The 1,035-nt window shown below is 72.7% G+C and carries 1 protein-coding gene and 2 pseudogenes; all 3 read left to right on the top strand.

Going from position 1 to position 1,035, the window contains the following annotated elements; translation table 11 throughout:
• Positions 1-94 (top strand): annotated as a pseudogene (locus ACZ7BZ_RS38385) (roadblock/LC7 domain-containing protein); the annotation flags it as partial.
• A gap of 161 nt (positions 95-255) precedes the next feature.
• Entirely contained in the window at positions 256-915 is a 660-nt protein-coding gene (locus ACZ7BZ_RS38380) for a DUF742 domain-containing protein (RefSeq protein ID WP_470362426.1), read from the top strand.
• Positions 896-1,035 (top strand): annotated as a pseudogene (locus ACZ7BZ_RS38375) (ATP-binding protein); the annotation flags it as partial. The gene ACZ7BZ_RS38380 and the pseudogene ACZ7BZ_RS38375, both read left to right, overlap by 20 nt.

The following is a 1,035-nucleotide window of genomic DNA, read 5'->3' as shown; positions in this document are numbered from 1 at the left end:
CGTCGGCTACGAGATGGCCCTGCTCGTCGACCGAGCCGGCGCCGTCCTCACCCCCGCACTCCGCGCGGAACTCCAGGGCAGTCTCCTGCACTGACGGTTCGTCGGATACCGTCCAGGTATTCGAAGTACCTCCGCGTCCTTCCCGGGCCCGCTTCGGCGGGCTCGGGTTCGGACGTTGTACGGCCTTCGCACCACCGGCTCCGGACTCGTACCGAAGCTCGCACCGCACCGCCGCACCTTGTGAGGAGAGGAACCGTGACACCGCCCGACGACCGCAGCGGCCAGTACGGCGTTCCGTACCCTGGCACAGGCCATGACGCCTTCGGAGCACCCGGCGCCGGCCACGGTCAGCAATACGGTCGGCACCAGTACGGGCAGCAGCCCCAGCAGCACCCGTACGCCCGGCCCGAGGAGCAGTACGGCCCGTACGACCCGTACGCCCGGCAGGAGCCCGCCTTCGACGCCCCGCCGCCCGGCTACCCGGCACCGCCCGGCCCGGCGCCCGCCGCGGCCCCCGGCCGGCAGCCGGCCCAGGAGCCCGGGTACGTCGAGGAGTTCGAGGACGAGCCGGACTCCGGCCCGCTGATCCGGCCGTTCGCCATGACCGGCGGTCGCACCCGGCCCCGCTACGAGCTCGCGCTGGAGGCCCTGGTCTCCGCCGACGTCGACCCGCAGCGCCTGGCCACCCTCCTCCCGGAGCACCAGCGGATCTGCACGCTGTGCCGGGAGGTCAAGTCCGTCGCCGAGGTGTCCGCGCTGCTCTCGCTTCCCCTGGGAGTGGCCCGCATCCTCGTGGCCGACCTGGCCGAGGCCGGCCTGGTCGCCATCCACCAGCCCGCTTCCGGGGGCGAATCCGGAAACCAGCCCGACGTCACGCTGCTCGAAAGGGTCCTCAGTGGACTTCGCAAGCTCTAACGCGGCCGCCCCCACCCGCGCCACCACCTCCGCGAAGATCGTCATCGCGGGCGGCTTCGGTGTCGGCAAGACCACGCTCGTCGGCGCCGTCTCCGAGATCAACCCCCTGCGCACCGAAGC

It is taken from the genome of Kitasatospora sp. NPDC036934 (assembly GCF_055608425.1).
This window is presented reverse-complemented; position numbering and strand designations above follow the sequence as displayed.